Source organism: Ruegeria sp. BHSC029, from assembly GCF_059613085.1.
In genome coordinates, this window is record NZ_JBXWRU010000006.1 from 19,589 (window position 1) to 43,916 (window position 24,328).

34 protein-coding genes, 1 tRNA gene and 1 pseudogene are annotated in these 24,328 nt (G+C 59.6%); 16 read left to right on the top strand and 20 right to left on the bottom strand.

The annotated features are described in order from the left end of the window. The first annotated feature begins 41 nt into the window (after positions 1-41). From AC2FML_RS14990 to AC2FML_RS15005, 4 genes are read left to right on the top strand one after another with little or no spacing between them, the layout of a single operon-like run. Positions 42-266, top strand: a complete 225-nt coding sequence (locus AC2FML_RS14990; RefSeq protein ID WP_496783760.1) for a NepR family anti-sigma factor — start codon at positions 42-44, stop codon at positions 264-266. Further along, a complete protein-coding gene (locus tag AC2FML_RS14995; protein WP_496783761.1) occupies positions 259-804 on the top strand; it encodes an RNA polymerase sigma factor in 546 nt (181 codons plus the stop codon). The genes AC2FML_RS14990 and AC2FML_RS14995 overlap by 8 nt, the downstream gene beginning before the upstream one ends. 6 nt (positions 805-810) lie before the next feature. Then, positions 811-2,571 (top strand): sensor histidine kinase, encoded by a 1,761-nt coding sequence (locus tag AC2FML_RS15000; RefSeq protein ID WP_496783762.1) that lies wholly within the window; start codon positions 811-813, stop codon positions 2,569-2,571. Beyond that, the gene (locus tag AC2FML_RS15005) at positions 2,549-4,045 is read left to right on the top strand and encodes a phospholipase D family protein (RefSeq protein ID WP_496783763.1); all 1,497 of its coding nucleotides are present in this window, start codon (positions 2,549-2,551) and stop codon (positions 4,043-4,045) included. The genes AC2FML_RS15000 and AC2FML_RS15005 overlap by 23 nt, the downstream gene beginning before the upstream one ends. 5 nt (positions 4,046-4,050) lie before the next feature. Here the strand turns inward: AC2FML_RS15005 and AC2FML_RS15010 are convergent, their stop codons facing one another. The 4 genes from AC2FML_RS15010 to AC2FML_RS15025 are packed head-to-tail and all read right to left on the bottom strand — an operon-like array spanning position 4,051 to position 6,707. After that, positions 4,051-5,043 carry an AI-2E family transporter gene (locus tag AC2FML_RS15010; protein WP_170420620.1) on the bottom strand — a complete coding sequence of 331 codons (993 nt, stop codon included), beginning with the start codon at positions 5,041-5,043 and terminating at the stop codon, positions 4,051-4,053. 9 nt (positions 5,044-5,052) lie between these two features. After that, a complete protein-coding gene (locus AC2FML_RS15015; RefSeq protein ID WP_496783764.1) occupies positions 5,053-5,814 on the bottom strand; it encodes a hypothetical protein in 762 nt (253 codons plus the stop codon). After that, positions 5,807-6,217 (bottom strand): phage holin family protein, encoded by a 411-nt coding sequence (locus AC2FML_RS15020; RefSeq protein ID WP_496783765.1) that lies wholly within the window; start codon positions 6,215-6,217, stop codon positions 5,807-5,809. The genes AC2FML_RS15015 and AC2FML_RS15020 overlap by 8 nt, the downstream gene beginning before the upstream one ends. Then, positions 6,198-6,707 carry a hypothetical protein gene (locus AC2FML_RS15025; protein WP_496783766.1) on the bottom strand — a complete coding sequence of 170 codons (510 nt, stop codon included), beginning with the start codon at positions 6,705-6,707 and terminating at the stop codon, positions 6,198-6,200. Before AC2FML_RS15025 ends, AC2FML_RS15020 begins: the two co-directional genes overlap by 20 nt. A gap of 212 nt (positions 6,708-6,919) precedes the next feature. Here AC2FML_RS15025 and AC2FML_RS15030 point away from each other — a divergent pair, with 212 nt between their 5' ends. The 3 genes from AC2FML_RS15030 to AC2FML_RS15040 all read left to right on the top strand — a co-directional run bounded on the left by AC2FML_RS15030 (position 6,920) and on the right by AC2FML_RS15040 (position 8,555). Next, positions 6,920-7,117 (top strand): CsbD family protein, encoded by a 198-nt coding sequence (locus AC2FML_RS15030; RefSeq protein ID WP_170365257.1) that lies wholly within the window; start codon positions 6,920-6,922, stop codon positions 7,115-7,117. A gap of 93 nt (positions 7,118-7,210) precedes the next feature. Beyond that, positions 7,211-7,831 carry a PRC-barrel domain-containing protein gene (locus AC2FML_RS15035; protein ID WP_496783767.1) on the top strand — a complete coding sequence of 207 codons (621 nt, stop codon included), beginning with the start codon at positions 7,211-7,213 and terminating at the stop codon, positions 7,829-7,831. A 154-nt stretch (positions 7,832-7,985) separates the two neighbouring features. After that, a complete protein-coding gene (locus AC2FML_RS15040; protein WP_496783768.1) occupies positions 7,986-8,555 on the top strand; it encodes a PRC-barrel domain-containing protein in 570 nt (189 codons plus the stop codon). 86 nt (positions 8,556-8,641) lie between these two features. Here the strand turns inward: AC2FML_RS15040 and AC2FML_RS15045 are convergent, their stop codons facing one another. After that, entirely contained in the window at positions 8,642-9,391 is a 750-nt protein-coding gene (locus tag AC2FML_RS15045) for a Crp/Fnr family transcriptional regulator (RefSeq protein ID WP_496783769.1), read from the bottom strand. A 54-nt stretch (positions 9,392-9,445) separates the two neighbouring features. Here AC2FML_RS15045 and AC2FML_RS15050 point away from each other — a divergent pair, with 54 nt between their 5' ends. Beyond that, a complete protein-coding gene (locus AC2FML_RS15050) occupies positions 9,446-9,853 on the top strand; it encodes a hypothetical protein (RefSeq protein WP_496783770.1) in 408 nt (135 codons plus the stop codon). 95 nt (positions 9,854-9,948) lie between these two features. Here AC2FML_RS15050 and AC2FML_RS15055 read toward each other — a convergent pair whose 3' ends face one another. Next, positions 9,949-10,140, bottom strand: coding sequence for a PLD nuclease N-terminal domain-containing protein (locus tag AC2FML_RS15055; RefSeq protein WP_496783771.1), 192 nt, complete (start codon positions 10,138-10,140; stop codon positions 9,949-9,951). 187 nt (positions 10,141-10,327) lie between these two features. Between AC2FML_RS15055 and AC2FML_RS15060 the strand changes: the two genes are divergently transcribed. After that, positions 10,328-11,182: a formate/nitrite transporter family protein gene (locus AC2FML_RS15060; RefSeq protein WP_170360292.1), complete on the top strand. Its 855-nt coding sequence runs from the start codon at positions 10,328-10,330 to the stop codon at positions 11,180-11,182. Between the two features lie 166 nt (positions 11,183-11,348). Here AC2FML_RS15060 and AC2FML_RS15065 read toward each other — a convergent pair whose 3' ends face one another. Continuing rightward, positions 11,349-11,633: a hypothetical protein gene (locus tag AC2FML_RS15065; protein ID WP_496783772.1), complete on the bottom strand. Its 285-nt coding sequence runs from the start codon at positions 11,631-11,633 to the stop codon at positions 11,349-11,351. Positions 11,634-11,756: 123 nt separating this feature from the next. Between AC2FML_RS15065 and AC2FML_RS15070 the strand changes: the two genes are divergently transcribed. The 4 genes from AC2FML_RS15070 (at position 11,757) to AC2FML_RS15085 (ending at position 14,664) form a co-directional block, all read left to right on the top strand. Next, on the top strand, positions 11,757-11,918 hold the full coding sequence (locus AC2FML_RS15070) for a DUF1328 domain-containing protein (protein WP_093961673.1): 162 nt from the start codon (positions 11,757-11,759) through the stop codon (positions 11,916-11,918). Positions 11,919-11,969: 51 nt separating this feature from the next. Next, a complete protein-coding gene (locus tag AC2FML_RS15075) occupies positions 11,970-13,595 on the top strand; it encodes an acetolactate synthase large subunit (RefSeq protein WP_496783773.1) in 1,626 nt (541 codons plus the stop codon). 69 nt (positions 13,596-13,664) lie between these two features. Beyond that, entirely contained in the window at positions 13,665-14,165 is a 501-nt protein-coding gene (locus tag AC2FML_RS15080) for a Dps family protein (RefSeq protein ID WP_170360286.1), read from the top strand. Between the two features lie 124 nt (positions 14,166-14,289). Then, a complete protein-coding gene (locus AC2FML_RS15085; protein WP_170360284.1) occupies positions 14,290-14,664 on the top strand; it encodes a YidH family protein in 375 nt (124 codons plus the stop codon). Here AC2FML_RS15085 and AC2FML_RS15090 read toward each other — a convergent pair. The 6 genes and pseudogenes from AC2FML_RS15090 to AC2FML_RS15115 all read right to left on the bottom strand — a co-directional run. Continuing rightward, positions 14,661-14,923 (bottom strand): annotated as a pseudogene (locus AC2FML_RS15090) (integrase core domain-containing protein); the annotation flags it as partial. The gene AC2FML_RS15085 and the pseudogene AC2FML_RS15090 overlap by 4 nt on opposite strands. Beyond that, the gene (locus AC2FML_RS15095) at positions 14,871-15,023 is read right to left on the bottom strand and encodes a hypothetical protein (protein WP_244952476.1); all 153 of its coding nucleotides are present in this window, start codon (positions 15,021-15,023) and stop codon (positions 14,871-14,873) included. The pseudogene AC2FML_RS15090 and the gene AC2FML_RS15095, both read right to left, overlap by 53 nt. A gap of 48 nt (positions 15,024-15,071) precedes the next feature. After that, a complete protein-coding gene (locus tag AC2FML_RS15100; RefSeq protein ID WP_496783774.1) occupies positions 15,072-16,172 on the bottom strand; it encodes an AAA family ATPase in 1,101 nt (366 codons plus the stop codon). A gap of 309 nt (positions 16,173-16,481) precedes the next feature. Next, positions 16,482-16,558: transfer RNA gene (locus AC2FML_RS15105), tRNA-Arg, on the bottom strand. Positions 16,559-16,579: 21 nt separating this feature from the next. Continuing rightward, the gene (locus AC2FML_RS15110) at positions 16,580-17,056 is read right to left on the bottom strand and encodes a GNAT family N-acetyltransferase (RefSeq protein WP_170343251.1); all 477 of its coding nucleotides are present in this window, start codon (positions 17,054-17,056) and stop codon (positions 16,580-16,582) included. Further along, positions 17,057-17,368, bottom strand: a complete 312-nt coding sequence (locus AC2FML_RS15115) for an ETC complex I subunit (RefSeq protein WP_093963390.1) — start codon at positions 17,366-17,368, stop codon at positions 17,057-17,059. Positions 17,369-17,528: 160 nt separating this feature from the next. Here AC2FML_RS15115 and uvrB point away from each other — a divergent pair, with 160 nt between their 5' ends. Next, positions 17,529-19,715, top strand: a complete 2,187-nt coding sequence (gene uvrB / locus AC2FML_RS15120; protein ID WP_496783775.1) for an excinuclease ABC subunit UvrB — start codon at positions 17,529-17,531, stop codon at positions 19,713-19,715. A 16-nt stretch (positions 19,716-19,731) separates the two neighbouring features. Here uvrB and AC2FML_RS15125 read toward each other — a convergent pair whose 3' ends face one another. Further along, the gene (locus tag AC2FML_RS15125) at positions 19,732-20,232 is read right to left on the bottom strand and encodes a hypothetical protein (protein WP_170460828.1); all 501 of its coding nucleotides are present in this window, start codon (positions 20,230-20,232) and stop codon (positions 19,732-19,734) included. Beyond that, a complete protein-coding gene (locus tag AC2FML_RS15130; RefSeq protein WP_170460830.1) occupies positions 20,229-20,540 on the bottom strand; it encodes a hypothetical protein in 312 nt (103 codons plus the stop codon). Before AC2FML_RS15130 ends, AC2FML_RS15125 begins: the two co-directional genes overlap by 4 nt. 215 nt (positions 20,541-20,755) lie before the next feature. Between AC2FML_RS15130 and AC2FML_RS15135 the strand changes: the two genes are divergently transcribed. Continuing rightward, positions 20,756-21,463 (top strand): ORF6N domain-containing protein, encoded by a 708-nt coding sequence (locus AC2FML_RS15135; protein ID WP_496783776.1) that lies wholly within the window; start codon positions 20,756-20,758, stop codon positions 21,461-21,463. On the opposite strand, the gene AC2FML_RS15140 is transcribed toward AC2FML_RS15135, so the two are convergent. The 4 genes from AC2FML_RS15140 to AC2FML_RS15155 form a co-directional block, all read right to left on the bottom strand. Then, a complete protein-coding gene (locus AC2FML_RS15140) occupies positions 21,460-21,813 on the bottom strand; it encodes an MmcQ/YjbR family DNA-binding protein (protein WP_496783777.1) in 354 nt (117 codons plus the stop codon). The genes AC2FML_RS15135 and AC2FML_RS15140 overlap by 4 nt on opposite strands. Before the next feature lie 56 nt (positions 21,814-21,869). Beyond that, positions 21,870-22,427, bottom strand: coding sequence for a lysozyme (locus AC2FML_RS15145; RefSeq protein WP_170343256.1), 558 nt, complete (start codon positions 22,425-22,427; stop codon positions 21,870-21,872). A 27-nt stretch (positions 22,428-22,454) separates the two neighbouring features. Then, a complete protein-coding gene (locus AC2FML_RS15150; RefSeq protein WP_170360267.1) occupies positions 22,455-22,745 on the bottom strand; it encodes an NIPSNAP family protein in 291 nt (96 codons plus the stop codon). 160 nt (positions 22,746-22,905) lie between these two features. Next, positions 22,906-23,298 carry an excalibur calcium-binding domain-containing protein gene (locus AC2FML_RS15155; protein ID WP_254435647.1) on the bottom strand — a complete coding sequence of 131 codons (393 nt, stop codon included), beginning with the start codon at positions 23,296-23,298 and terminating at the stop codon, positions 22,906-22,908. 119 nt (positions 23,299-23,417) lie between these two features. Here AC2FML_RS15155 and AC2FML_RS15160 point away from each other — a divergent pair, with 119 nt between their 5' ends. After that, positions 23,418-23,927 (top strand): pyridoxamine 5'-phosphate oxidase family protein, encoded by a 510-nt coding sequence (locus AC2FML_RS15160; protein ID WP_170360263.1) that lies wholly within the window; start codon positions 23,418-23,420, stop codon positions 23,925-23,927. On the opposite strand, the gene AC2FML_RS15165 is transcribed toward AC2FML_RS15160, so the two are convergent. Next, positions 23,912-24,319 (bottom strand): universal stress protein, encoded by a 408-nt coding sequence (locus AC2FML_RS15165; RefSeq protein ID WP_093963399.1) that lies wholly within the window; start codon positions 24,317-24,319, stop codon positions 23,912-23,914. The genes AC2FML_RS15160 and AC2FML_RS15165 overlap by 16 nt on opposite strands. Positions 24,320-24,328: the final 9 nt, after the last annotated feature.

Genomic DNA, 24,328 nt, shown 5'->3' on the forward strand with positions numbered 1-24,328 from the left:
TTTTTCTCTAAACTCGGGAACCAAACGCTTACTGGGGCGTTATGGTTCCAGCAAAAGAAAAAATTTTTGATGATGCCATGACAAAACCACAACCCAGCCGAGAACATCGGCCAGAAATAGAAAAGCGGATCGACGAAAACCTCAAGCGGGCTTTCGATGAGGTTGCCAGCGAACCGGTTCCGGATCGGTTCGTCGATCTTCTTGAAAAACTGCGCAATCAGACCAGTGTCTCCAAAAGCGGTTACACGGGAGGCTCGGATGGTTGATCCGCGAGAAGAGCTTGTCGAACATATTGGCGCGATGCGTGCCTTTGCGATCAGCCTGTGCCGAAACGGGGCCACGGCCGATGACATCGTGCAGGACGCATTGATCAAGGCATGGAGCAATATCGACTCGTTCCAGGAAGGCACCAACATGCGGGCCTGGCTGTTCACCATCGTCCGGAACACCTATTTTTCCCTGCACCGCAAACGCAAGCGCGAGGTCGAGGATGTCGATGGTGTCATGGCCGAGAGCCTGTCGCAGAAGCCCGACCATGACGGACGTTTGGCCTTGAAAGATTTTGCGGTTGCTTTTGATCAGTTGACGGATGAGCAGCGCGAAGCGTTGGTGCTGGTCGGTGCACAAGGGTTTACCTATGAGGAAGCGGCCGAGATGTGCGGCGTCGCCCTTGGAACGATCAAAAGCCGGGTGAACCGGGCCCGCGCGCAACTGGCCGAACTGATGGATTTGGAAGATGACGAACCCATCGAATTGACCGATGCGGTAACGGCGGCAATCGTTCAGACGCAACCGGCGGCCTGACGATCGATGGATGCGAAGCCGCGCAGCCTGACCGTTTATCTTGCCGCGCTGGTCACTCTGGCACTTCTACCTTTGGGGCTGATTGCGGTATTGCAGACACGCGCTGTTATTACCGAGGCCGACGAAAGATCGCGGGCCTCGGTGCTGGCGCGCACGATTGAGGCGGCCAGCCGGGAACGGGAGCTCTTGCAAAAAGCTGTAGGTGCAAGTTCGGGACTGACCGCCGCGCTTGCGGAGGGAAGCCTGGACAATGCCGCTTGTTCGGACCTCATGCGCCGGTTCGTCGAACGCCAGCCCGAGTTTGTATTTGCCGGATTTATCCAGCCAAACGGGGTCATGTCTTGCTCGACCGTCGAACGGGCCATCGATTTGTCGGACGCGCCGGGTTTCGGGCAGATCAAGGAAAATCCGCAGCTTACGTTTTCTGTCAATCGTGCCGGCGCGGCGACCGGGCAATCGGTGATCATCGTGACCCAGCCGGTCCTGAACAGGACCGAGCTTGTGGGGTTCGTTTCCATCTCGATACCTCATGCGCTGGCACGGACACCTTTGGACGTTGGCAACATCGGCAGAGACGTCGTCATCGCCCTGTTCGACGCGACCGGAGAAGTTCTGTCATCAAATGTGGGCTTGGATGAGGTCCAGAAATTCCTGCCGCCCGTGCAGGAAAATCTGTTGGTTCTGTCCAGTTCCGGCAAGACCTTTTCCGCCAAGACGGTCGGAGGCGAGGATCGGGTTTTTGCAGTTGCCACCATCATTCCGGGCGAAGTTGCCGTAATCGGCAGTTGGCCGCGCGAGGCGGCTCTGGCCTCTGTTGGTGCAGGCAGTACGGCCCTGACCATTGCGTTTCCCATCCTGATGTGGGTTACCGGACTGGGAGTTGCCCTGTGGGGCCTGCATCGATTGGTGATCCGGCATCTCGACAGCTTGCGTTCCGCCGTTCGTCGCTTTGCCTTGGGCGAGCGCGACCCGATTGAAAGCCTTGCGGGCGCGCCGCAGGAGTTTCAGCAAATCCAGACTGCATTCAACCGCATGGTCTTGTTGATCCGCGAGGCTGAGGCACAGCACGAACGGGATCTTGTCGAAAAAACGCTGTTGTTGCGCGAGGTTCACCATCGTGTCAAAAACAACCTGCAACTGATCGCTTCGATCATGAACATGCATTTGCGCAAGGCTGAAACCCCCGAGGCCCGGCGCTTGCTGGAACAGTTGCAGCGTCGGGTTCGCGGCCTGGCCATGGTGCACCAAACCTTGAACCAGAACTCGCAGATGACGACGATCAACACCGAGGCTCTCATCGGGCATTTGGTGGCCGAACTGGCGCATCGACCGCCAATTCTGGGTCAGGTGGTCGAGGTCGACTGCCGGATCGCGCCGGTCGAACTGGGGCAGGATCAGGCCGTCACGATGTCGATGCTGGTGGCCGAGGCGCTGACGAACGCGGTCAAATACGTAGGCGTACCGCAGGACGGACCGCCGACAATCTCGGTGGAATTAACCCGACCCGAGGAGAGCATCTTGCATCTGAAAATCTCCAACACGCGCGGGCAGACAGACGACGGTGCGGATTTGTTCCACAGTGGCGGGATCGGTCAACGGCTGATGCAGGCCTTCCTTCGCCAATTGGACGGTTACGAAACCATAACCGAGACATCATCGCATTATGTATATGAGGTGACGTTCGAAATCGCCGAAGTAGAAGGGGATAGCGAACCACAGACCATTGCGGATGAGAGAGGCGGTGATGCCCGTGCCGCAGCAGAATGACTTTGAGGTCCTGATCACGGCCGAGCAAGCCTGGCCCGCCTTGGAAAAAGCGGTTCTGGAGGCCCGGCACCAGATCAAGGCAAGTTTTCGGATATTCGATTTCATGACACGGCTGCGCAGCGATGAGGCGCGCCGGATTGGCGATACCTGGTTTGACCTGATCGAGCATGTCATCCGCAAGGGTGTCTCGTTTCATCTGGTCATCAGCGATTTCGATCCGATCTTTGCGACCGAGTTGCACGAACTGAGCTGGCGCACCAAACGGCAGGCAATTGCGCTTGCGGAAATCCTTGGCCCAGATCTGGTCGCGCGCTTGAGCGTTCGCGTGTCCATGCATCCCGCGCAGGCCGGCGCATTGCCTAGGGCCACGCTGTTGCCCGCGGTTTTGCGAAAAAAAGCGCAGCGGATTCAGGAACTGTCCCGCGAACGACGCGAACGGCAGGCGGTACGGCTGGGGTCGGACACGCTGCCCCGGCTTCACACCGTGTCGCACCATCAGAAAGTTGCCGTGATCGACAATGAGGTCTGCTACCTAGGCGGATTGGACTTGAACGAAAGGCGCTTTGACACGCCGGATCACGACCGTCTGGCCAAGAACACCTGGTCAGACGTTCAATTGCTGGTCCGCGGATCCGAGGCCGCCGAAGCCGCGCGCCATATCGACCGGTTCGAACATGAAATCGCAACCGGAAAACCGGACCCAAAGGCAACCCACCTGCGCCGCACCCTGTCAAGCCCGCGCCGGTTTGCGTTCTGGCGGCTGTCGCCAAAGACCATCGCGCATGAGATCGAGGATGAGCACATCGCCGCCTTTCAAGCCGCGCGGCAACTTCTGCACATCGAGACCCAGTATTTCAGATCAACCCGGCTGGCCGAGGCTCTGGCTGAAGCAGGCCAAGCCAAGCAGGATCTGAAACTGGTGCTTGTTCTGCCAGCCTTGCCCGAGGAAGTGGCCTTTGGCGGGCATGACGGACTGGACGCGCAATACGGGTTGGACCTGCAGGCCAAATGTCTGGAGATCATCCAGCAGGGGTTCCAAAACCGGGTTTCGGTGTCGACCCCGGTCCAACCGATTTCGACCAGTGGGGCCGATGCCAGCGCTGAAGTTCTGAGCGGGTCTCCGATCATTCACGTTCACAACAAAGTTCTGGTGGTGGATGACAGCCATGCCTTGGTCGGGTCCGCCAACCTGAACGGACGGTCTTTGCGGTGGGACACAGAGGTCGCCCTTCGGATCACCGATCGGCAGCGGGTCGCGGTTCTGCGGCAGGCCTTGGTGGACCATTGGTGGTTCTCGGACGATCTGCGCAAACAGATCGAGCCCGATGCCATGTTCGCGTGGTGGAAGCGAGAGGTTCGCGCCAACGGCGTGCGGCGCCCCGAAGCGCGCAGCGGTTTCCTGGTCCCGCATGACGCAGACGTTGCGCGCGATATGCGGCAACCTCTTCCGGGGGTAACTGAAAACATCGTCTAGGTGGTCTAGACCGGGCTCATGACCTTGGGGTGCATCAAAACACCGAACCACAGCAGGATCGGCAGCGCGACGATGGCGCCGACCGGTCCCCACAGCCAAAGCCCAAAGATGATGGCGATGAATACGACCAGCGGGTTCACCTGCAGACGTTGGCCGACGAAGGCGGGTGTTACGAATTGTGCCTCGGACAGATTGATCGCCAGGAAAATCAGGGGGGGCAACAGGGCCGCGGCTCCGCCGAACTGGGTTAAGCCGGCGATCAGAAGGCCGGTCAGTATCATCAGCGGGCCGAGATACAGCACAAAATTCAGAAGGCCGGCGGCCACCCCCCAGACCACGGCGTCATTGATGCCGATCAGCCCCAAGGCCACGGCCGTAACAGTCCCGAGGCCGATATTGACCAACGTCACGGCAGCGAAATAGCGATAGACCGCGCGGTCGGCCAGATACAGCCGCTCCGTCAACGGGCCGGCTGCGGCATAGAGCTCGGGTCGGGTCAAAACGAAAAAGAAGAGCGTGCCGATGAAAATCAGGATCTTTGATCCGAAATTGGGCGCCAGCCACAAGGCATCCATCACTGACGGAAGGGCGGACTCCGTTTCCGCTGCCCCATCGGCGCCGACGGTTTCCTCGATCTCGCGTCCAAGCGTTTCGATACCCCGAATGAACTCGGACATCGCGGCGACCCAAGAGCGCAACTCGCGTTTGATGGCAGGCAACTGTTCGACCAGCGTGGACAGCAATGGTTCAAGCAGAAGGAATGCCGCGACGATGACGGTGCTGGTCACGAACAGCAGTGCCGAGGCGGATATCACACGCGGGCAACCGACCTTCTCAAGCTTGTCCGCAAGCGGGGCAACCACGACCCCCAAAACCAAAGCGAAGGTGATCGGCGCAACGATCGACCGGGCCAGGTACAAAGCGGTGATGATGGCGATCCCAGTCAGGATCGCCAGCATCGCACGCAGGGCCGATGGAGAGCTGAAAGCAGTTTGCATGGGTGCGCTTCACTGACTGCGCAAAGCGTCAGAGGCCCGATCAGCGGCCTCATCCAGCCGTGCGTTGGCCGCGGCATGCAGTTTGTCCAGTTCTTCGTTCAAAACCCGTTGGGCCTGTCGCATCAGCTGATCGCGCCGATGGCCCAGCAACTCGTCCTCTTTGCGGGTGTTGGGCAACAGAGCGCCAGCCAGAATACCTACGCCCAGCGCTAATGCTCCGGCCGCCAGCGGCTGATCATGAACGAAGGTTTGCGAGGCCTTCGCCGCCTTCCGCGCACGCTTCTCGACCGCTTGCTGCGCACTGATTGCGGCCTTGCGCGCCTCGATCACCCGGGCACGGGATTGGGGGGACAGCTTGTCCAGACCTCGGTCCAAGGCGGCGGACAGCACGCTGGCAGATTGGCTGTGTTCAGTCATTCCGGTCATCTCCTGTTTCATGCGGCTGTCGGCGTCGGCGACACGCTGATCAAACCCGTTGAAGGCCTGCTGCGGAGGTACGGCCTGGGGCGGGGATTGGGTGCTTTTTGCGCCGGACCCGGGGCCCGCAACCAAAAGGGCTGCCCCTGCACCGAACAGAGCGAAGGCGGCCGGGTTTTTTCGAGCCGCGGACCAGAGCTGCGCACCGATCTGCCCACCATAGGCTTCGAGCGTCGATTTCGCCTCGTCTGCCAGGCGCTGCGGCGCCAGCGTATCCGACAGAGCATACAGCGAGCGCGCAAGGGCGCTGCGTTCATATGCAATCTGCGTTTCAAGGGGTGTCAGGTCAGACATGGGTCGACTCCTTCATCGCTTCGATGTCGCGCTGCAGGTTTTTCATGGCTTTCTCGGGGACCAGCGCGGTGGCGGACATGCGGGACCGGCCAAAAAGCGCCAGGCACGCAGCAGCCAGTGCCAAGCCCGCGCCAACGAGCAACGAGGCCATACCCACCGACAATCCATTGGCGGCGAAATACGCGACCAGGGCTGTGGCCATGAGGTTCAGCGCGATCATCAACAGGATCAGAGCAATGCCAATGCAGGCCAGCCCTACGCCCGCTCGCGTCAGGTTTCGGGACAACTCCTCCTTGGCTAGCTTCGCCTCAGCCTGAAGCAAACTCGACAGATGTTTGAGCGCGTTTGCCAAAAGCCCCGGTGCCGATCGCAGATCGTTGGGGTTATGCATCGCGGCCACCATTCATCCGCGCCAGCGCGCTGGTGTGGCCCGACGTATCGACCGAAGTCCCATGCAGCGGCGACGGATCAATATCCCAAGGATCTGCACCAAAAGATGCGGATTGAGCCGCGCCCGTATTGCGCGCGCTCAGAAAACGGGCTGCGGCAAACCCGGCCAGGGCAGCCGATCCGACGAACAACAGCGGGTTTTGCCGGGCGAAATCAGAGACCTTTCGGCTCATACTGGCCAAATCGGCAGAGCGCACTTGCCCAGCCACGGCCTCCATGTTGTCGGCAATCCTCGACAGGACCTGATGCTGCACTGATTGGTCAGGAAATGCATCGGCAGCTGCGTCAGCTGCATGAGCGGCACTCTCAGCCTCCTGCGCTGCGCTGTCTTTCAAGGCTTCGGCTCGGGCCGAAGCCTCTGCGGTCACGGTGTCCTTGACCTTGCCGGCCAGATCCTGGGCATGGGCTTTCGCTTTCTCCGTGGTCTCGGTTCGACGTGGCATGGTTCGATCTCCTGTGTTGAGGTCTCGGTCCCCAAACGCATGGCCGGCGAGATTGTTCCCAAGTCCGGTTCGAACGCCACGGTTGACGCAGTTCGGATACCGTCAGATCGCCCTTGCACGTTGTCAGTTGCAGAAAAAACGCCGCCGCCCGGAACCAGCTCGCGTTTGGCGCGTTTCACTGACAGCGACGAAGCAATCGAAAGGAAATTACGATGAACTGGGACCAAATTCTTGGACGCTGGACCGAATTCAAAGGCAAGCTGATCGAGCGTTTCGGCGAGCTGACTGATGACGAAATCGAACAAGCGCGCGGCGATCGCGAACAACTGGAAGGCATCATCCAAAAGAAATACGGAGACTCGAAAGAGGACGTTCGGGAAATCGTGGATCGCCTGATGAAGGACATGTAGCGCAAAGTTGGATGCACATATCGCGTGGGGTGGCGTCAAACCAACGGCGCCCCACACACTCCCAAGACCGACCCCAAAGGTAATCACGAGCGCATGAAGCTGTCTGACCTCATCAACACGCCCGTTGTCTCAGCTGGAACCGACCACGCAATTGGTCGCGTTTCCGATATCGCCATCCGCGCTGGGCAGACCGAGTTGGAGTACGTCTTGGTCAATCTGAGCATGACCGGGGGGAATGACCCGGTGGCGTTCACGGCCGATACGCTCGATCTTGGCGCAAGCGAGATAGAGTGCGCGTTCTCCCAACAACAATTGGATCACCTTCATCAGCGCAAAGACGACGAAGATCCCCTTGCAGTGGCCATCGAAGGCCTGCCGCCCCTGGTCATAGGGCCGTTCGGCAACGCGATTGCACCGGTTGTGATGGGGGCGGTCCTGAATGACGCCCTCCGCCAACGCCCCCAACCCACGCCACCCGGTAGCAATTTCCGATGGTTTACGAAGTTGCAGGGCAACCCCGTGTTCGAACCGACTGGTGAGTTGGGCAGATTCAAGGATATTGAGTTCGACCCTGACACCAAGGCACTGCGGTTTCTTCTGATCGACGGGCGACCAGATATCCTGAGTTTTCCATTCGCCGAGTTACGCAATATTCCCGACGACGAACACTACATGGTTCTGTCCAGATCTTCCGATCCGCTGCACCCGGTCTGAGTATCTGGACACGGCTTATCAAACCGCGCAGATGCGCGGTTTTTTCTTTTTAAAACAAATATTTTTGCATTCTTTTGGGAACAAGTCGCGGCGTCATTCGTTTGTTCAACAAGACCGCGGGAAATGCGGTCAGAACAGACCAAAGGAGTGAGCTATGAAACGTTTTCTGACCACAACTTCGATCGTTCTGGTGATGTCGGCATCGGCCTATGCAGAAAGCTCGAATGTCGAAGAAGTCAGCAAGAACCTGGAAGAGGCAGCCGAGGCAGCCGGTGATGCGCTGTCGAATACCGCGCAGGATATCAAGAACGCTGCGCAGAACACGGCGGAAGACGTCGACCAGGCAGCCGAAGCAACCGGTGAGTACATCAGCGAAAAAGCTGGGCAGGTGGCCGATGCAGTCGACCCCACCACCATCGACATCGAGGGTTATGTCCCCGTTGCCCAAGGCACCATCCCGGCCGAAGATCTGACCGGCATGCGCGTCTATGACGTCTCGCAAGAGTGGATCGGCGAGATCGAAGAGGTCGTCGTTGACATGGACGGATCGGTCGATGGTGCCGTGATCGGCGTCGGCGGGTTCCTCGGCTTGGGGGAAAAGGATGTTCTGATCGATTTCTCGCGCGTGTCGCTGATGCGTGAAGTCGATGGTGATACCACCTATGCCTTCGTTCACGCGGACAAGGAGATGCTGAAGGACATGCCGGCCTACGAAGGGTCGTAAACGGCTCCTCAGTCGCAAAGCATGTGATCAAGCCGCCGGCCGATTTTTCGGTCGGCGGTTCTTTAATTCCCGTCCATCCGCCGCGATCAGATCAGCGGTCGTGGAACGGCCTCGGTGATTTCGACCAAGCCAAGCTCGGCCAGACCCTCAAGATCGTTGATCTGCAGCACATTGTTGGACCACTCGGCAAGGCCCAGATCCTTCAGCCGGCGCAGGGTCTTGTTCGTGTGAACCAGCGACAAGCCCAACGCATCCGCAAGATCCTGCTGCCGGTAGGGCAGCGGACACCGCAAGCCTTTGGCCAATCCGACGGCCTGCGACCTTGTGTAGAAGCGGTGCAGGCTCCACGCGATCTTCTCGATCGCGCCGCGCTGGCCAACGGTTGTCAGGGCGTCGCCCAGGAAATGCTCTTCGACGGCTGCCAGGAATGTAAGGTCAAAGGCCCGATCAGGCTGGTTCTGATATAACTCGAACAGCCGAGAGCGATTGAAAACGCACAGCCGCATCGCGGTTGTCGCTTCGACCGAGTGCCGCATCTCGCCCATGACCCCAGCCTGCAACCCGACCAGATCGCCTGGAAGCACAAAGCCGATGACCTGCCTGCGACCGTTTTCCAGCGTTTTGTAACGAACGCCTATCCCGCTCAGAACCGTGAACAGATGCGCGGATTTCGCACCCTCGATGAACAGCTGTGTTCCGGGTTCGGCCTGCATCTCGCCGGTTTTGAACCTCTGCATGAACCGCAGGTCGTCTCCCGAGAACGGCAGGAAGACATCCATCTGCCTCAGCGGACAGTCCGCACATGCGATCAGAGAAATTTTTCGTTTCTGTGTCATAGTTTATTGCGGCGCTGCAGGATTGCCCTACGGTGGCATCGAACAGATTTCAGGATGGTATTTATGGAAGCCTCTTCCCGCAGCGTAGCAGATGTTTTTATTGTTACGGAAAACTTTATCGAAGCAGCGGACATCAGTGACGCCATCCCCGGAGTTTCGCCCGATCGCATTGTCCATATCCGCGAGCTGCACGCGGGCGGGCATTTCTGGCAGGACCCCGAATTCGCCCCGGCCCTGAGCGTTCTGAGCTATCGCAGAAGTGAGACGTCATTTGACGCCGTCGCGCGGCTGTTGGTTGAACGCGGCAGTGCACTGTTGCTGCTGGACCCGTCCCCCGAGGTGCAAGCGCAATTTGAATGCGCGGCTCTGATACGGCCTTTCACGGCCGCAGATCTTGCACGCAAGATCGCATCCATCGATTTCAGTGGGAACGGCTTGAAGGTCGGTTCAGATCCTGGGTGAGTCGGCGCAGGGCGCATTGTGCCCCCAATATCCTTGAACGAAAAAAGCGCGGCCGATGCCGCGCTTTGATTTTGTACTAACAATTTTCGAACTGATCAGATCGCGCTGCGCGCGGCCTTCGGGCCAAAGATCAGCCAGCAGATGAATCCGATGACCGGAAGCAACAGAACGAAAAGGACCCACAGGATTTTCGCACCGTTCGTCGCAGACGAACCGATGATCGAGATTATGGCCCAGATCGACAAAACCAGGACGATCAGACCGCCAATGCCATATACTTCCACCATACCGAAGTTCCTTTCGAATTACGTGTCGTTGTTCCTACGAGGAAACAACGCGATAGGTAGCCGAAAGTTCCCGACAAAGATCTGGGCGTGATCCCAGTTCTTTCAGAAGGTTTGAGGAACTTTGTACCTGACGGAACCAAAACGACCGGCAGAACGTTGGGTTTGAAGGTCGATACATGGGGTCAAAATGTCCGATAAAATCAAAGCGCCGCGAAAAGATCTTGTCGAGAAAGAAAGTGAGCGCGAAGCGGTCGAAGAAGCGTCCGGCCTGTCTCCGCGCCTGATATTCGAGACCATCCGCCAAAACGGCGAGGAGGAACTGGACCGCCCGACCAAAGCGTTGTTCTGGTCCGGGATTGCCGCAGGCGTGCTGATCAGCTTTTCGGTGCTCGGCGAAGCGATCTTGCGAGCACATCTGCCCGAAACCAGCGGGCGCTTTCTGATCGAGAACCTGGGTTATTCCCTCGGCTTTGTCCTGGTCATTTTGGGGCGGATGCAGCTATTCACCGAAAACACGATTACGACTGTTGTTCCAGCCATGATAAATCCGTCCGTTGCCTGCTTCACCAAAACCGCGAGGCTGTGGGCAATCGTACTGGGTGCCAATGTGCTGGGGGCGTTTGCGATATCTGCCTTCCTGATCCATACGCCGGTGTTGTCGCCCCAGCTCGTCTCGGTCATCAACGACCTGAGCCACCACGCCACCGGCATGGGCGCCTGGGTTGGCTTTCTGCGCGGAATACCGGCGGGAATCCTAATTGCGGCGATCGTTTGGATGCTGCCTTCGGCACAGAACAACGAGGTGCTGGTCATCGTCATCTTCACTTGGATGATTGCGGCCGGTGACTTTACCCACGTCGTTGCCGGATCGGTGGAAATGGCGGTTCTGATGCTTCAGGGGCAGTTGCCAGTAGGCGCAGCCGTTTTCAGCTTTTTCCTACCCGTTCTCGCCGGCAACATCATCGGAGGAACCGCTGTCTTCACGATGCTGGCCTACGCCCAGATCAAACCCGAAATAGAAGAAGACCCAAAGCGCGGCTGAGGCGCTTTGGGTCGTTGGGATGGCGGGCTGGTTGGCGTGGCAGTGACGAATAGCGCTGTCAGCGATTCCTGATGAAAAACCAGATCAGTAGACCGGCCAAACCCAAGCCGAGCATGGCCGGCAATACGTATTCGATGCCCATATCGGTCGCGGTGTACCGCGTGTTCTAACCGCGGTCCGCCTTGCGCAACGCGAGGCCCAGCAGGACACCCACGCCCAACGCTCCGACCATTGCCAAGCCCGGGTTCTCGCGCACGAATGCGGCACTTTTCTCGGATGTCTGTGTCAGCTGCTTTTTCGCCTCGTCGCGCGCCGTCTTCAACGTGTCACGCGTTGCGGTTACGCCATCTTCCAACGCTGATTTTGCCTCCTTGGCCACTTCGTCGATCCGCGCCGCCATCTCGACATGCGGAGTGTCCTGAGGGGCCTTCTTCGCCGTTTTCTGTGTCATGTCAGATCTCCTTTCATCGACCCAACGCGGGCGGTCGCCAAAGGTTCCACCAAAATGATCCGGAACGAATCTGGGGTTCCAAGCGTTGACCCGTCAGTAGTCACAAAAATGAAAGGAAATCCCATGTTGTCTTGGGCGCTGATCTTTTTCGCACTTGCTATCGTTGCTGGCATCTTCGGGTTTGGCGGCATCGCATCGGCCTCGGCCGGTATCGCACAGATCCTTTTCGTGATCTTTCTGGTCCTGTTCATCGGTTCGCTGATCTTGCGGCTGATCCGTGGGTAAGCCCCGGCGCATCCGCACTCCCTGAAACAGTACCCCGAGGTTCAAACCCCTATGAAAGATGCCGTCCATACCCAAACCGCCGCCGAATTGCTGATTGCCTGCCTCGAGGCCAACGGCGTCACCTGTGCATTCGGTGTTCCGGGTGAGGAAACAACCGATCTGATCGCCGCAATCGACAAGTCGAGCATCGACTTCGTCCTGTGCCGGCACGAGCAATCGGCGGCGTTCATGGCATCGGTTCACAGTCGATTGACGGGGAACCCGGCGGTTTGCCTTTCGACGCTTGGACCTGGAGCGACCAACCTTGTCACCGGTGTGGCTGACGCTACGCTTGACCATGTGCCGCTGATCGCCCTCACGGGGCAAGGCGCGCGGTCCAGGCTGGGCCGCGAAAGCCATCAGATCATTGATCTCGAAGCGCTCTTCGCGCCAGTCACCAAGTTGAGCCGAACGCTGATGGTCGCGGATGAAATCCCCCAAGTCGTTGCCGAGGCCGTGCGGTTGAGCAAGCTCGACAAACCCGGAGCCGTCCATCTTTCCCTGCCCGAAGATCTGGCCGAGGTCCCGATTCTGGCCGAACCTTTCGTGGCGCCGCCGCCAGCGGAGGTACGACCGGCAGTCGATGCGGTCATCCGTTCCGCGCGCCTGCTGGCTGAGGCGAAAAAGCCCTTGATCCTTGCAGGACACGGGGTGATCCGATCCGGCACCGCAAGCGACGTTCGGGCACTTGCGGAAAGCCTGTCTGCCCCGGTCGTCACGACATTCATGGCCAAAGGCGTTCTGCCTCCGGGGCACCCGCTCTCGCTGCATTCGATCGGTCAGCCGGGCAAGGAATTGGCGTCTGAAGCCTTCGACCTGTGCGACCTGATCATTGCCATCGGGTTTGACCCAGTTGAATATCCGCCCTCGAATATTTCGATGGGCGGTAAGAAGCCGGTTCTCGAGATCTCGGACGTGGCCTCGACTGTTGATGTGGACTGGCCGGTAAAGGCCGCTCTAACAGGCGACCTTCCGCACTGCATCGACGTTCTGGCGAAGGCCACGGCCGAACGTCCCACGCAAAGCTGGTTCAAAGATCTCCAGCGGAGGATTGACGCCTCGCTGGAAGGTGGAGCAACAGCTTCCAATGCCGACTGCATCGCGCCGTCGGACATTTGTCACGCGATTTCCGAAACGCTTCGCGAAAGCGACGTTCTATTGTCTGGCGTAGGCCTGCACAAGCTTTGGGTCGCCAGCAAGGTTCAAGCACGCCGGGCGGGTCAAATCATCATTCCGAACGGCCTGGCCGGTATGGGCCTTGCGCTGCCCGGAGCGATCGAAGCTGCCCGTCTGTTGGACGAGGGTCGGATAATCGCCGTTTGCGGTGATGGGGACTTCCTGATGAACGTTCAGGAGATGGAGACGGCGGCCCGGTTGTGCGTGCCCATTACCGTTCTGATCTGGGAAGACAACGGCTATGGTCTGATCGACGAAAAACAGCCAGGTGCGCGCGAGTTTTCCTTCGGCAACCCCGATTGGGAGTCACTGGCCCGATCCTTTGGCTGGATCTACCACGATATCGAAAGTCACAGCAAACTTGCTCCTGCGCTGCAGGCGGCGGCTGACGTCGCCGTTCCGACCTTGCTGCGGGTGTCGGTCGACTATTCGGCTGATGGCGGGATGCCCACCGTCACCTGATTTTTCCGCCGAAAGTGGAACCAAATCCGCCTTTGGGCGTTTCTTCCCCAGTAGAAAAAAGGAGTTGTCATGACCGACGCATTGAACGTTGTCCCGAACGAAAACCCCGTTTCCACTGGCGTGCGCGACACCGCGCCCTTGGCCAAGGGTCTGGCTGATGTTCTGGCCGATACCTACCGGTTGACCTTCAAGACACATGCGTATCACTGGAACGTGGAAGGCCCGCTGTTCTATTCGATTCACAAGCTGACCGAAGAACAGTACGAAAACATGTTCGCCGCCGCTGATGAGATCGCGGAACGCATCCGCGCGCTGGGTCATCTGGCACCCTCGCGTATGTCCGACATCCTCGATTTCTCGGCCATCAAAGATCGCGAAGGGGACCTGTCCGCCGCCGACATGATCGAAGATCTGGCTGCTGATCACGAACGAGTGGCGCACCGCCTGCACGCCCTGACCGAGCTTGCAGGAAGCCGCAAAGACGTCGTGACCGAAGATCTGGCGACCGAACGTTCGGCTTTTCATGAGCAGGCAGCGTGGATGCTGCGGGCGATCTCCAAATCAAGCTGACGGGGTGCCCGGGCGCGTGTGTCGTTTTGCGACCCAACCGTGCGCGTTTAAGGTCTTGCGCAGGCTTGCCGAAAAACCGGCAAGCCTGCACATTTCAATCTGGTGACCAGTCCAAAGGGCGGCAATGTCTGGAAAAAACACGAAAAGCCAAAACTTGGCCGAGGAGCGGACCGACTGGGCCGAAGACCGCACGATTTTGGCAAATGAGCGCACATTTGCAGGCTGGATGAGAACCGGAATGGCATGCGTAGCCATCGCCCTTGGGCTCAAGGCCGTATTTTCCGCCGTCGAGCCCGAGTGGCTGGCGAAAGCCGCAGCCACTCTTTTTGTGTTGATCTCGCTGCTGATCTATTGGGGAGCCTGGATGAACGCCCGCCGCGTGTATTCCCGATTGGAAGCACACAGCGCCCAACCGGCATCTCGCTTCCACTTGCAGTTGGTTGTTGGGAGCCTGTCCCTCGGATCAATCGCATGTTGCCTTGTTTTGTGGCTTGTCTAATTGAGGCACTTGGCGTGCCCCCGTCGGGTGGTGGGGTTTGATTGTTGGTACATTATCGGCCTCTGGTCCACCGGCACGATGCATTCTGGCGCGAGCGGACAGTAGCCCAGTGAGCTGTGTGGCCTGACGGCGTTGTAGTGGACAGGCCATTACTCGATCAGAATTCTGGCTTCCTTAGGCCGTAGAATAGCTCGCCGTTGTGCAGTTCATCGCGGAACCGTGCGTTGAAGCTTTCGCAGCAGCCGTTTTCCCAAGGTGAGCACATCGGCCTCCCACAGGATGTCCTCAAGCCCCCAGGCCTTGATCGGATCGAGCCCATGGCGCTGATAGCGGGCGAAATGCAGGTCGCCAAGAACCACGGGGGGCCGGTCTGGTACGGAATGGTCACATGGGTCAGGGCGGTGTCTTCAATGCAGCAAGGGGCGCATCGCCAGCGTCTCGGCGCGGTCGAGCATCCGGGCGACGGAGCGCAGGCTTGGGCGGCTCTGCCTGACGGCACCGGTCTCGAAGATGGCGGCAAGGGCGTCGACAGCAGGCGCGGGAAGGTTCCGCCGCGCGGCTTCGGTCATGGCGAAGTCCCTTAGCTGCCCCGTGGTCAGATCCGGCAGGTCCAGCACCACGCAGCGGCTTTGAAACGGTTCCGGCAGGCCCTGCCTGCTGTTCGCCGTCATCACCCAGTTGACCCAGGACATGTCCATCTTGACCTGGAAGAACGGGCATTCCCAGGTTGCTGCCGTCATCCGCTCCAGCTGCGGCAGGAGCGCGTCCGTCAGCGTGTGCCGCGTGCCTTTGTTGGAGTGGACCTCGTCGGCTTTCTCTATCTCGTCGATGATCACCAGAGGTCCGGCATGCCGGCTGTTCAAGACCGTGTTGACCAGCTTGCCCGCGTGGGCGCTGCCCCAGCCGCGCTGGGATCCGGTGAGCGCGAAGGACGCCGGCTCGCCCGTTGCGTCAATCTTGGTCGCGGGCACCTCCAGATGATGGGCCAGCCGCCGGGCCCAAAAGCTCTTGCCGATGCCGGGCGGGCCGATCAGGACGAGCGGGGTGAACCGGACACCCGGCAGGCCCTCGCGCGCCGAGGCCCGCAGCCCGTGCCAGACGGCTTCGCTGGCGGGCGCCATCCAGGGCATCTCGGCGTGGAGCGCGGCGGCGATCTCATCCGCCTCGTGTTCGGTGGTGATGCGGGTGACCGGCAGCCCGCCACGCAAGGGCGTCAGCTTCGCACGGTTCTCCTCGCTGAGATGAGACAGGCCGGACAGGGCGTCCAGCCGCTGCACGTAGCGGTGCGCGCGACGCCGGATCTTCCGCCGATCGGCCTCATTCAGATAGTCGAAGAACTGATCCATCTTGTCACGGCCGTCTTCATCGTCACCGGTCTGGGCCGCCTGGCGTTGCCTGCGGAGGCCGCGCAGAAATGTCTTCAGGCGCCGCTCGACCTCGTGCAGCGTCGGCAGGTCGTCTTCGAACCGCAGCGCATGGAATGGAATCGTGGTCGTGGCACGGGGCATCGCAGAATCCTTTCGTGGCGCGACAGGGCTTGCCGCGCTGGTGTCCACACCGCCGGGGCGGGCGGGGCTGATGGGTGTGAAAGGTTCCGGAACCTGTGGAACGATTAGGGAACATCTAACATGCTGCGTGTCAATGCATCCTGATTGGGTTGCGCCATCGAACCCGGCCGGAATGAACGAACCGCTACACGGCGCACAAGTTGTTGAAAGAACTGCGCTAAAAACAAAGCAGATTCGAGTTCAATTCAAAAAACCGTTTTTTGTCGCAAAAACGGACTTTGGATGTCGAACGTCACTAGGATCAGGAACTGGCGATCCCGGAAGGACTCGAACCCTCAACCTGCTGATTAGAAGTCAGCTGCTCTATCCAGTTGAGCTACGGGACCGCTGGGCCCTTCTTGATCGGTTTAGGGCCGGGGTTCAAGAGCCAAGCGCATGAACGCGCTGTTGGGATCGTCCCGATACCCAAAGATCGGACCGCAATAGCTGTATCGCAACGCTTCATAGAGTTTGCGTGCGGCGTCGTACTCGGCCAGATGGGCAGCGCCGGTTTCCAGAACCAGAGCAGAGATTCCGTCGGCGCGTGCGCATTCGGCCAGGTGGTTCATCATCGTCCGCGCCAAACCGCGCCCACGTGCTTTGGCCAGGATATGGACCGACTTCACCTCGGCCGTCCCGTCCGGCAAAGCCTTCAATGCGCCGCACCCCACAGGCTCGTCGTCGTCAAACAGGGCCCAGAACCGAATACCCGGCCCAGAGAGCGCCTCGGCATCCATCGTGTGATTGCTTTCGGCGGGTCCCGCGGTTTCGCTGTGCGCGAAATGCGCCTCGACCACCGGCCGCAGGGCAGCCGAAGTCGGATCCGCTTCGCGGATGTCAATCATTCAGTGGGTCCAGGGACCGCGGCGGTCTGTTGCAAAATTCTCGCCATACCCGCGCTGGCGCAGGTTGGGTTTGCGCTTGTGCGGTTCGCTGACCAGAACTTCGATGCCATGATCCTTGGCATAGTCCAACGCTTCTTCCTTGGTGTCGAACTTCAGGCGAACCTGGGATTGCGTGTCAGAAGACGATGTCCAGCCCATCAGCGGATCAACCTCGCGCGCCGACGCAGGCGCGAATTCCAAAACCCATTTGCGGGTCTTGGCCATACCCGACGTCATCGCATTTCTTGCAGGCTGGTAAATCCGTGCGCGCATGTCGCCTCTCCATACTCGGTTGGTCGCGACCGTTTATGCGTCAGAGTGCGGGCGGGGACAAGATTGCAAATGCCGCAGGGCCATGCAAATGACCGGCGCTGCAGGGGTTGCATGCGGACAAAATAAGAACAAATGTAAGAAGCCCAAGCGGAGCCTGCCGATGCCCTATGCACATTCTGACAAAACCCAGCTGACCGTGGACGATGTCCGCGCCCGCCTGAAGCTTGAGGGCGGCAAGCGGTTCGTCATGCATACGGAGTTTGCACCGGCCGGGGATCAGCCAACGGCCATCAAGGAACTCGCCGCCGGTGTCCTGGACGGCGAGCGCGATCAGGTGTTGCTGGGTGCCACGGGCACCGGCAAGACCTTCACCATGGCCAAGGTGATCGAGGAAACCCAGCGCCCCGCCATCATCCTGGCCCCCAACAAGACGCTGGCGGCCCAGCTTTACGGCGAGTTCAAAGGCTTCTTCCCGGACAACGCGGTCGAGTATTTCGTCTCGTACTACGACTACTACCAGCCCGAAGCCTATGTGCCGCGCAGCGACACCTATATCGAGAAGGAATCGCAGATCAACGAACAGATCGACCGGATGCGCCACTCGGCCACCCGGGCGCTGCTCGAGCGTGACGACGTCATCATCGTGGCCTCGGTCTCGTGCATCTACGGCATCGGCTCGGTCGAGACCTACGGGGCGATGACGCAGGATCTGAAGGTCGGGAACGAATACGACCAGCGGCAGGTGATGGCCGATCTGGTGGCTCAGCAATACCGCCGCAACGATCAGGCCTTCCAGCGCGGCAGCTTCCGGGTGCGGGGCGATTCCCTGGAAATCTGGCCTGCCCACCTGGAAGACCGCGCGTGGAAACTCTCGTTCTTCGGCGAAGAACTGGAGGCGATCACCGAGTTTGACCCCCTGACCGGCGAGCGCACCGACACGATGGAGCAGATCCGCGTCTATGCCAACTCGCACTACGTCACGCCGAAACCGACGATGCAGCAGGCGATCCTCGGCATCAAAAAGGAGCTGCGCCAGCGCCTCGACCAGCTGGTGGGCGAGGGCAAACTGCTGGAAGCGCAGCGGCTGGAACAGCGCACCAATTTCGACTTGGAAATGCTCGAAGCCACCGGCGTCTGCAACGGGATCGAGAACTACTCGCGCTATCTGACCGGCCGCGCACCGGGCGAGCCGCCCCCGACGCTGTTCGAATTCATCCCCGACAACGCCATCGTCTTTGCCGATGAATCCCACGTCAGCGTGCCGCAGATCGGCGGCATGTACCGCGGCGACTACCGGCGCAAGTTCACACTGGCCGAACACGGGTTCCGCCTGCCCTCCTGCATGGACAACCGCCCCCTCAAATTCGAGGAATGGGACGCCATGCGCCCGCAGTCGGTCTTCGTCAGCGCCACGCCGGCCAAGTGGGAACTGGAGCAGACCGGCGGAGTCTTCACCGAACAGGTGATCCGCCCCACGGGTCTGCTGGACCCCGAGGTCGAAATCCGCCCCGTCGAGATGCAGGTCGACGACCTGCTGGACGAGGTACGCAAGGTCTCGGCCAAGGGGTTCCGCACGCTGGTCACCACGCTGACCAAACGCATGGCCGAAGACCTGACCGAATACATGCACGAACAGGGCATCAAGGTCCGCTACATGCATTCCGACATCGACACAATCGAGCGGATCGAGATCCTGCGCGACCTGCGGCTGGGGGCGTTCGACGTGCTGGTGGGCATCAACCTGCTGCGCGAGGGGCTCGACATTCCCGAATGCGGTCTGGTCGCCATTCTGGACGCGGACAAGGAAGGCTTCCTGCGCTCGGAAACCTCGCTGATCCAGACCATCGGCCGCGCCGCCCGCAACGCCGAGGGCCGGGTGATCATGTATGCCGACCGCATCACCGGCAGCATGGAGCGCGCGCTGGAGGAAACCAACCGCCGCCGCGCCAAGCAGATCGCCTATAACGAGGAACATGGCATCGCGCCCGAGACGGTGAAGAAGAATGTTGAGGACGTTCTGGCCGGTCTCTATGCCGGCGACGTGGACATGAACCGCGTCACCGCCACCATCGACAAACCGATGCATGGCGCGAACTTGGAGGCCCATCTGGACGGGTTGCGCGAGCAGATGCGCAAAGCGGCCGAGAACCTGGAATTCGAAGAAGCCGCCCGCATCCGGGATGAGATCAAGCGTCTGGAAGCGGTCGACCTCGCCGTCGCCGACGACCCCATGGCGCGGCAATGGGCGGTCGAGAAGGCCTCGGAAGACGCGGTCCGGTCACAGGGGCGGTCAACAGCCGGGCGGCCGGGGCAGCGGGGTGGGAATGTAAAGCGGCGGAAGAGATAAACTGAGCCGTTATCTCTTAGAATGCGGGTCCCAGTCCTTTGTTTTTTCGGTAGGTGTTAATTCTGTATTCGACGTCCGCTTTCCACTTCAAAATGCGAAGGTCATATTGGTCTTCCAATGCTTGGAGATCACTTTCGTAACGCTCGTAGTAGCCAAGCGTCGTCCCAACAATCAACAAAAACGAAAAACAAACTACAGACACCCCTATTCTTAGTACATTCGCAGCAGTGGTTCCGATGAGGTAAACCGCTATACCCCCAATGAACGTAATCAACGCTGGGATAAGCGCATCAGCCGCACTCTCCCTAGATGCCCCCAGTAAAACTCCCGCAGCCAAAGCAAGCGATCCAAAAACAACTGCTATCGCAGCACAAATTCGTATTTCTTTTTCCGTTAGTTCAAATTTGGTTTGGAAAAGTTTCAGAACGGAGTAAATCAGCACCGCAAAGACTATTGCCAAAAGAAACAAACTGCCTGCCTTTGCTAATGCGGCAAGCATTGTCGAAATACCTATCAAGCTTCGCCTCCCAACCCAAACTCTGGAAACAAACGCCAATTCCGGTCAAAGAATCCCGTAGGAGGTTGATGCGCCTGCAAGCCACCGGGAACACCATCTGGTTGAATAGGAAAACCCATTCCGGGGCCGCAAAATATCCAGATGTCATTTTCTTCAGTATTTAGTTGCTCATTGCTGTCTACTTTTTTCTGCAACTCTTCGCACGACAAAATAGCCTTTTTGTCATCCTCGTTGCGCTCTTCTGCCGCATCAGCCTCGAAAGTTAAGAGCGAAAAAGCACAGAAAAGTAAGATCTTAGAGTGTCTCACGCATTTCTCGCAATTTATTAACCAACTGTTTGATCGTAACACGCATCCGTACTGATGTCAGCAAGCTTAAGATGGGTTTCCAATCCGTCACTTCGGATTTTTGAGTGCGTGATTTGGTGAGGCTCCATCTTTAAACATCCCTTCACTTCTACCTTGCAGCTCAGCGCCCCCTCCTCCACGTTTGAAATCACAAATTGTGATTCCAAACGGTTCCCATGACGAACGCCAACACCCTGCCCTCCACGCATCAGGTTCAAAGTGCCATTCACCGGGTGCGCGGCACCCGCGTGGTGCTGGCCGAGGATCTGGCGCGGTTCTACGGAAAATCCGTCAGCGCCTTCAATCAGGCCGTCTCGCGCAACAAGGACCTGTTCGAGGGCTACCGCTTTCAACTGACCGACGACGAGGTGGCCGATTTGATATCACGGAATGTGATTTCAAAGCCCAAAGGCCGCGGCGGGCGGCGGGTCAACCCTTGGGTCTATACCGATTACGGCGTGGCCATCGCCTCGACCCTGTTCAAGGACCCGCGCGCGATCAAGATCACCCGGATGATCACCGAGGCCTTCGTCGACGGCGCCAACGCCCTGGCTGAAACCCCGCGTAGCGCACCCGAGATCCTGCCGCCCGAAGGCACCCCCGCCCCGCTGCTGCCCAATGGCGAACAGTTGCGGGCGCTGGCCGAAAACATCCTCGATTCCGGGCAGCAGAGCCTAGTCGATTACATCGCCAACCCCACCACCAAGCGGCAGCAGGCGGTGGCGGTGATCATGAAGACGCTGGCCGAAACCGCAGGCGAGGAAGTGCGCACCCAGCACGAGCGCCTGCGCCTGCGCATCGCTGAACGGTTGGCCGCGGGCGATTATGCCGATGACGATGACCGCAAGCGGCTGATCGAACTGCTGCAGGCGATGAAGGGTTAAAGCCCCAGTTCCGCCCGCATCTTTTTCGTCAGCTTGGCCACGACCATCTCGTAGGACGTCACGATGTGGTCGCGCAGGGACGCATCGCTCATCCCGCGTTCGTCGTAAACCTGCAGCCATTTCATGCCGCGTGAGGCCAGATAAGGCGCGGGCCGGATGCCGGGCTGATCCTGCAGCACCTCATAGGCCAGGTCGGTGGCCTTGACGGTAAAGGCGTCCGTGCCGTCGTTCCAGCCGCAGATCGCGAACACCTTGCCGCCCACCTTCCACACATCCGCATTGCCCCACTGCACGACGTGGCTTGTGGCCTTCAGAGAGGCGCAGAAGGTGTTGAATTCGTCCCGGGTCATGACGCCGATCCTGACCGTCCGGCAAGGATTTCGCAAGCAAGCATGACCTGTCGGGCCTAACCGAACAGGTCTTGCAGAACGTCGCCGATCTGCACCGTTGCCGCGCTGGACCAGTCTGGCCGATAGGACGGTTTTCGCACCTGGTACTCGGTTCCGGTGCCGGTGCCCGACCAGACGCCATCGAAGAACAGAGCGCGCTCCTTGCGCCGCCGTGGGCGTATTTCAGGCGGCCGCCGCCAATACATGATCGCGCGTCGAGCACCGGCCACATCCCCGGCCTTCCATCTGCGCACCCAAACGGCCCGGTCTATGGCCCCGGTGTTGTAGTGAAAGGACAAGGCCGCGCCCAACTGCGCCTCGGTCAGGGCGTGGCCGGCAAAGGCCGTTTCCACCGCAGGCAGATAGTTGGTGCGGATGGCCCACTCATACACTTCAAAACAGCGCCGCAAGGTCTGGGGGTTGTCCAGATAACGCGGCCAGACCGTGTGGCCCGAGGCCGACGTGATCCCCACGCTCCAGGTCCAGACATCAACGGAATCCAGATAGGCCTCGCGCACGATCGCTTCGTGCGAGATAAGCTCGGCGGCAATACGCGGTGTGATCTTGTAAGGCATCCGGCCATCCCCGAGTGGCGGCCGATGTCACCCCTTGTCCCAATGGGCGATGACATCATACCCCATCGGCGTCGGAGGCCCCTCAAGATACTCGGCAAACTGGCCCCACAACTCGGCAACCTTGGGGGCGTTTGCGTTTGATGTCGCCTCGCTTTCGACGACCGAGATCACATAGCCGCTGCCATCCTCGTTCATCACATTCGTAAAGCAGTGCATACCGGGCATGCCCATGATCTGATCCTTAAGATCGTTCATTCGGGCCGTGGCGGCCTCGCGGGTGCCGGGCTTCATCTTGAACTGGGTAACGCGTGCAAACATGGTTGTCCTCCCTCGCATGGGGTCCAGACCCCGAACCGCGGCAAACTGCCAGCGGACGTTATGATCCTACCACGTCCTGCCCAAATCACGCAGGGACACAGGCAACGCGATCATGTGCGAGAAAAGGTTCAACCATGAAGATAGGTGTCTTCAAGGACCGTCAGGGGCGGACAAATTTGGCGTTTCCGACAGCCCGCGGTTTGGGCGCCGCGCTTTGCGTGGACGCAGGAGCCTGGACCGGCACAGCCGACCGCGTTGCGGCGCGGACACTGGACTCGCATGCGATCCCGTCGCCGTCAGGGTCGTTGCGTTTGTGGTATCCAAGCTGTCCCTCGCGCATCGGTCCAAGACCAACGGAGCGTGCCGCGTCGCAACCAGCCAGCGCCACAAGGTGCATCACGGCTTCGGTCCGCTCCAGATCCGAGGTCCGGAGATATACACCCAGCGCGATCATCCCCGTCGTCAGCGGCAGGGCCAGCACCATCAGCAGAATGCGCAGCGGGGACAGCGCATGTCGGCGCAGGGCATCAGCCTTACGCTGCCGACGTGCCAAGCGCGGATCTGGTGCGGGTTCGTTGTATACGGTTGTCTTCAGCTTCATAAACTTGGCGATACACCAACTATGTGGCAAAGCCGAGGCATCGGAATGACGCAATCCAGCGAGGGCGCCACGTGAACACTCGAAACCCATTTCAACCGGTCGACGAGACTGCGCGGGAACTGGCCCTTGATCTTATCACGCAGGCCCGTTTTGCTGCGCTTGCCGTGGTACATCCGGACAACGGACTGCCGTCGATCAGCCGCATCGCACTGGCCACCGACAGTGCTGGATGGCCGCTCACCCTGATCTCGGATCTGGCGGAGCACTCACGCGCGTTGGAGGCAAATCCGGCCTGCGCGTTGCTGATCGGCGAGCCCGCTGACAAAGGTGATCCACTGACCCATCCCCGGCTGACCCTGCACTGCACGGCGCGCCCGATCCCACGGGCGACCGAGGAGCATACCGCGCTTCGGGCAAGCTACTTGTCACAGCGTCCGAAGGCCGGACTATATATCGACTTCGCAGATTTCCGTTTTGTGCGTTTCGAGATTGTCGATGGGCTTCTCAATGGCGGGTTCGGCAAAGCGTGGAAGATGACACGCGAAGACCTTTGCCCGCCATCAAATCAGCGAACGACGTGAACTGCGCAACTGGCGTGGCGCACCACATGTGTCGCGGTCGAGCCGAGCAACAGATCCTGCATCCCCGGTCGGTGCGACGCCATGATGATCAGGTCAGGTTTGTTGGTTTCCGCCCAATCCAGAATCGTGCGCCCCGAATGGCCCTCGACCACAACGCCCTTGGCGTTCGGTAGCTTGGCGGCCAGAATGTTCAGCTCATCCTGGATCGCGCGCCGCGCTTCGGTCAGGTATTCGGCCGGCATGTAAGAGATTGCGTAGTCCGGAATATGCTCGACAACATGCAACAGGGTCACTTTGGCATCTGGCGTCGCCAACAGCTTGGCCAGTTTCAGCGGCCCCGACGTGTCACGCTCGGCATCGAAGGAAATCGGGACAAGAATATTGTGATACATGGCTGGCGT